We start from the raw sequence: 5,731 nt of genomic DNA, 5'->3' as shown, positions 1-5,731 counted from the left end.
CATGGGATTACACCTTTAATAAAGTTTATTTAGTAATATATGTTATTTTTTCAACAAACGTCAATAGAAAATATATTTATATGGCTATCATCTATACTAGATTCACAATACTATGATCAAAGAGATGAGCTATTAACGCGCAACATACATAGAAAAAATAGCTATCATATACCTGTGCAACTATTTTATTTTTATCCCTTTTCGACGAGCTCCAGGGCCTTGCGGTAGTCGAACTTGCCCGAGCCGAGAAGCGGAGCCTGCTTCACGCTCACGATGCGCTTCGGCGTCCACAGGGGCGAGAGGCCGCGGCTGGCAAAATGCGCGGCAATGCGGCTTGTGGTCACGTTTTCCGTATCGATGACGAGCGCAAGCTGCTCGCCCTTGCGCGGATCGGGAATGGCCACCACGCCGAGCACGGAATCCGGCCATATTTCCTTGAGCGCGTCCTCGACGGCGGCCAGGGACACCATTTCCCCTCCCACCTTGGCGAAGCGCTTGGCGCGGCCGCGTATGAAGATGAAGCCTTCCTCGTCCATGTGCACGATGTCGCCGGTTTCGTACCAGCCAGAACCGTCGTCGCCCTTTCCCGTGACGGCATAGGCTTCGGCAAGGGTTTCGTCCACGGGCGGCTCGAGAACGCCGGGCGCGGAATAGCGCATGTAGCCGAGCATGACGTTGTCGCCCTTCACCCAAAGAACGCCGGTGTTCTCCTCGTCTATGCCGGGCACGGGCACGAGACGGCAGGCCAGGCCGGGCACGGCGCGCCCCACGCTGCCCTCTCTGCGGTAGGCGGGCGTGTTCACGGATATGAGCGGCGCGGTTTCCGTGGCCCCGTAGCCCTCGAAAAGATCCACGCCGAACTTCTCGAGCCACGTGCGGCGGGTGCTCTCGCGCATTTTTTCCGCGCCGATGATGACGAGCCTCGCATGACAGAAGTCGTAGGGCTGGCCGTATCGGGCGTAGCCCGTACAGAAGGTGTCCGTGCCGCAGATGATGGTGGACTGGCTTTCGTAAAAGAGCCTCGGCACGATGCGGTAATGCAGCGGCGAAGGATAGAGGAACACCCTCACCCCGGCGATGACGGGCAAAAGCGTGCATATGCCGAGCCCGAAGGCGTGGAACATGGGCAGGCAGTTGAACAGCTTGTCGCCGGAACCTATGGTGAGCATGCTGAGCGCCTGATAGCGGTTGGCGATGATGTTGAGATGGCTCAAAAGCACGGCCTTGGGCACGCCCTCGGTGCCCGAGGTGAACATGACCGCGGCCGGAGCATCGGCGGGCGTGGAGGGAGAGACACGGAAAAACGCCCGAAGCGCGCCGAACGCCTTGTCGGCCAACGTGAGATTTTTGGCCACGTCCTCAAGGTAGACGATGCGCAGTCCCGCGTCCTTGAGCGCCTGTTCCATGGCCGTGAGGTCGGCAAGGGCAAGAAAGCGGCGCGAAGTGAGCACGGAGGAAAGCTGCACCGTGCGGCAGCAGGACACCACGGACGCGATGCCCGAGGTGAAGTTGAGCATGGCGGGCACGAGCGAGGCGGAATGCAGTCCGAAGAAGGCCACGAGTCCGGGCAGGGACGTGGGCAGAAGAAAGCCCACCTTCTGCTCGCCCCGGAACAGACGCCGGAAGGCGCGGCCGAGCACGGAGAGCTTGAGCAGAAGCGCGCCGTAGGTGAGCACGTGCCTGTCCTGATCCTCGGCGATGGGAAAACGGCGTCCGCAGCGGGCCGCGGCTTCCATGAGCGCCTGCATGAGATTGCAGCGCTCCATGCTCGAGCGGTACTCAAGACCCGTCATGATGTCGTAGAGGCGCTCGCCCATGCGCCTGCGCCGTTCGCGCGGCGGCAGGTGTCCCGAAGGCCGGAACTTCTGCACCTCGAGCACGCTTACGGTGACGCGCGGCAGCCAGCGCCGGCGGCCCTTGTGCCGAAGATAGGAAAACATGGTGCTCGACGCGCCGTCGATGCGCACGGGCAGAAGCGTGGCGTCGGCCTTTTCGGCGATGAGGCCCGCAGCCTCCAGAATGCGGGTGTAGTGCGGATCGTTGCCGAGACGCCCGCTGTGAAAGACCATGCAGCGGCCGTTTCTGGCCAGCGCGTGCACGAGAGACACCGTGGCCGCGGGACTGGAAAAGTCGAAGAACTGCGTGTCGGTAAGCGCGCATACCGGGCGCATCCACCACTTGTGCTCCAGAGCGCTGTCGGCCAGAAGCGTGATGCGGTCCGGCAGCATGGCCGCAATGAGAAGCGGGTCGAGGATGGAACCGGGATTGTAGAGAATGAGCGTTCGCGGTCCGGCATCGTCGTAATGCTCGCGGCCGCGCAGCTCCACGCGGTAGATGATTCTGAGAAGAAAACGGACTAAGGCTCCAAGCATGCGGGCTCCTCGATTATGCGGCGCGATCGTTCCGCCGGACGCCCCGACGCGCCGGCGCTTTTCCCGTCATCATGCCCAAAGGCCGGGGCTTTGTCGAGAGCGCGACGGGCTCCGGGGCCGCCTCTTCGGGGGCATTCTTGCGGATGTCGAATAAATATGGTATGGAAGCCACCATGTTCGACGCAAGCATAGCAGCAAAGATATCGCATCTGGCCGTGGCCTTCGTGCCCGTTCTTCTGGGCATCATTCTGCACGAAGTGGCCCACGGCTGGGCCGCCCTGCGCTGCGGCGACCCCACCGCCCGCATGCTCGGCCGCCTTACCCTGAATCCCGTGCCCCACATCGATCCTCTGGGCACGGCCATGTTCGTGTTCACGGCCATGTTCTCGCCCTTCGTGTTCGGCTGGGCAAAGCCCGTGCCCGTCAATCCGCGCTATTTCCGCGACTACCGCAAGGGAATGCTGCTCGTTTCCGCAGCCGGGCCGCTCACCAACATGGTGCTCGCCATGGCGTTCGCCGTGTGCCTGCGGCTTCTGCTCTTCGCTCCCGCCGAATTTCTCGTGGGCACCTCCACGGGCAAGTTCCTTCTGGAAATGTTCCAGACCGGCATTGCCGCCAACTTCGCCCTCGCGTGGATCAACCTGCTGCCCCTTCCCCCGCTCGACGGCGGGCGCATTCTCGAAACGCTGCTCCCCGGACAGATCGCCCTGCAGTTCCAGCGCGTGGAACGCTACGGCTTTCTCATCCTCGTCCTTCTGCTCGCAAGCGGCGTCTTGAGCACCCTTCTCATGACTCTGGTCCGCTGGTCGTGGAACATCGCTCTCACGGCCGTCGGCCTCTGATACCCCATTCCCATCTTATTCTCATTCAGGAGACACGCCATGACGGCGAACGATCGCACAGTTTCAGGCATGCGGCCCACCGGGCCTCTTCACATCGGTCATTATTTCGGCGCACTCAAGAACTGGGTCGAAATGCAGAAGACGCACGAGGCCTTCTTCTTCGTGGCCGACTGGCACGCCCTGACCAGCAACTACGCCGACACTTCCAGACTCCCGCAGTTCGTGCACGACATGGTCGTCGACTGGCTCTCCGCAGGTCTCGATCCCGAACACTGCGCCATCTATCGTCAGTCCGACATCAAGGAAACCGCCGAACTGCATCTTCTGCTTTCCATGATCACCCCGCTCGGCTGGCTGGAACGCTGCCCCACCTACAAGGAACAGCAGCAGCAGATCACCGACAAGGACCTCGGCAACTACGGCTTCCTCGGCTATCCCGTGCTCATGACCGCGGACATCATCCAGCATCGTCCCCGCTGGGTCCCCGTGGGTCAGGATCAGCAGCCGCACCTCGAGCTCGCCCGTGAAATCGTGCGCCGCTTCAACACCATGTACGACACAGAAGTCTTCCCCGAACCCGAGGCCAAGCTCACCCCGGCCGCCAAGTGCCCCGGCCTCGACGGCCGCAAGATGTCCAAGAGCTACGGCAACGGCATCTTCCTCAAGGACACCCTCGAAGACCTCGAACCCAAGATCAAGGGAATGTTCACCGACCCCGCCCGTCTGCGCAAGAGCGACCCCGGCAACCCCGACGTGTGCAATCTCTTCCCCTATCACGTGCTGCTCGCCGACAAGGCCACGCAGGACGAAGTGCGCGAAGCCTGCACCCACGCCACCATGGGCTGCGTGGCCTGCAAGAAGATCTTCATGAAGAACCTGCAGAACTTCCTTGAGCCCCTGCACGAACGTCGTGAAGCCATTCTCGCCAAGCCCGGCCTTGTGCAGGAAATACTTGCGGACGGCGGAAAAAAGGCCAGAATGTCCATCAACGCCACCATGGAACTGGTGCGCGCCGCCATGCACATGGACTAGCGGCACCCGCCGGAGCCTCCTTTCCCGGAAGGCCCGGCCAGGCGCGTCCGCAACAACGCGGCGCGCCCGCACCGTCATGACAGCAACGAAGGCGGGCGTTCCTGCCCCGGAGTGCGCCTGCCGGCGCCTTCCCCGTGCCGGAACGCCCGCCGGCGAGGAATCATGCAGCCTGCCTTCGACATACTACAAGAGCGGGACACGCTCATCATCCGCGCCTTCGGCCCCTGGTCGAGGCAGGCTCTCTGCGCTTCTCCCCGCGTGCCGGAAGAGATGACCTCCCAGGCGCTCGCCGCGCTCCGCGATGCAAAGGCCGTGCGCTTTCTCGCAGACGAGGTCACGGACTGGGACAGCGTGCTTCTTTCCGCCTTCAACGCCATTGCGCAGAAGGCGCGCGCCGCAGGTCTTGCCGTGGACACCTCCGCCCTGCCCGGCGGCATGGGCCCCATGCTCGACATGGCCCTTGCCGTGCCCCCCGGAAACGTCGGTGCCAGAAAGGAAGAACCCGGATTTCTGGAAACCATCGGCGAAAAGACGCTCGCCTGGCCCGGCATAACGATAAACGTGGTGGACTTCGTGGGCGAGGTCGCCGTGAGCATGGCGCGCTTTTTTTCCGGCCGCGCCTCCTGCAGCCCGCGCGACATGTGGAACGTGTTTCGCGAGTGCGGCGTGGACGCACTGCCCATCGTCTCCCTCACAAGCCTGCTGCTCGGCCTCATTCTCGCCTTCGTGAGCTCCATGCAGCTCAAGCTCTTCGGCGCGGAAATCTACGTGGCCTCCCTCGTGGGCGTGTCCATGGTGCGCGTCATGGGCCCGGTGCTTACCGGCATCGTGCTCTCGGGCCGCACGGGGGCGTCGTTCGCCGCCGTCATCGGCAGCATGCAGGTCAACGAAGAGGTGGACGCCCTCACGGGCTTCGGCATCTCCCCAACCGACTTTCTCGTGCTGCCCCGCGTTCTGGGCCTTGCCGTCATGACGCCTCTTCTCACCCTCTACGCCGACGTGGCCGGCATTGCGGGCGGCTTTCTCGTGGGCGTGCTCATGCTCGACATCTCCCCCGCCGCCTACATAAGCAACACCCTCCAGTTCATGACGCTCGGCTACGTGTGGACCGGGCTTCTGCACGCCCTCGTGTTCGGCTTCATCATTTCCCTGTGCGGCTGCTATCAGGGCATGCGCTGCGGCCGCAACGCCTCCGCCGTGGGCCGCGCCACCACCGCCGCCGTGGTCAACTCCATCGTGGGCATCATCGTCGCCACGTCCGTCATCACCATCATCCTCACGGTGCTCGACCTATGATTCCTGCAAACAGCGCCGTCTCCGCCCTCGACCTCACCGTGGCCTACGGCTCCCGCGTCATTCAGAGCGGCCTCACCTTCACTATCAGAAAGGGCGACATCTTCATCATCATGGGCGGCTCCGGCTGCGGCAAAAGCTCCCTTCTGCGCGTGCTCATGGGCCTCACCCCTCCGGCAAAGGGCTCCGTGT

At 62.9% G+C, this 5,731-nt stretch carries 5 protein-coding genes; 4 read left to right on the top strand and 1 reads right to left on the bottom strand.

Annotation, left to right across the window (positions count from 1 at the left end):
* Window positions 1-191: 191 nt before the first annotated feature.
* The gene (locus QZZ60_RS10245; protein WP_295641117.1) at window positions 192-2,372 is read right to left on the bottom strand and encodes an AMP-binding protein; all 2,181 of its coding nucleotides are present in this window, start codon (window positions 2,370-2,372) and stop codon (window positions 192-194) included.
* 173 nt (window positions 2,373-2,545) lie between these two features.
* Between QZZ60_RS10245 and QZZ60_RS10240 the strand changes: the two genes are divergently transcribed.
* The 4 genes from QZZ60_RS10240 to QZZ60_RS10225 form a co-directional block, all read left to right on the top strand.
* On the top strand, window positions 2,546-3,214 hold the full coding sequence (locus QZZ60_RS10240; protein ID WP_295641115.1) for a site-2 protease family protein: 669 nt from the start codon (window positions 2,546-2,548) through the stop codon (window positions 3,212-3,214).
* Between the two features lie 39 nt (window positions 3,215-3,253).
* Window positions 3,254-4,246, top strand: coding sequence for a tryptophan--tRNA ligase (trpS, locus tag QZZ60_RS10235; RefSeq protein ID WP_295641113.1), 993 nt, complete (start codon window positions 3,254-3,256; stop codon window positions 4,244-4,246).
* 162 nt (window positions 4,247-4,408) lie between these two features.
* Window positions 4,409-5,542 (top strand): ABC transporter permease, encoded by a 1,134-nt coding sequence (locus tag QZZ60_RS10230; protein WP_295641111.1) that lies wholly within the window; start codon window positions 4,409-4,411, stop codon window positions 5,540-5,542.
* A partial coding sequence (locus QZZ60_RS10225) for an ATP-binding cassette domain-containing protein (protein ID WP_295641109.1) occupies window positions 5,539-5,731 on the top strand: 193 nt, incomplete at its 3' end. The genes QZZ60_RS10230 and QZZ60_RS10225, both read left to right, overlap by 4 nt.

The organism is uncultured Mailhella sp. (assembly GCF_905187505.1).
Classification (GTDB): Bacteria; Desulfobacterota; Desulfovibrionia; order Desulfovibrionales; family Desulfovibrionaceae; genus Mailhella.
The sequence above is the reverse complement of the archived record's forward strand: the minus strand, read 5'-3'. Positions and strand labels throughout refer to the sequence as shown.

Bases quoted from the DNA above. Each gene is read 5' to 3' on its own strand.
- QZZ60_RS10245 (WP_295641117.1), bottom strand. From the start codon at position 2,372: ATGCTTGGAGCCTTAGTCCGTTTTCTTCTCAGAATCATCTACCGCGTG.
- QZZ60_RS10240 (WP_295641115.1), top strand. From the start codon at position 2,546: ATGTTCGACGCAAGCATAGCAGCAAAGATATCGCATCTGGCCGTGGCC.
- trpS (WP_295641113.1), top strand. From the start codon at position 3,254: ATGACGGCGAACGATCGCACAGTTTCAGGCATGCGGCCCACCGGGCCT.
- QZZ60_RS10230 (WP_295641111.1), top strand. From the start codon at position 4,409: ATGCAGCCTGCCTTCGACATACTACAAGAGCGGGACACGCTCATCATC.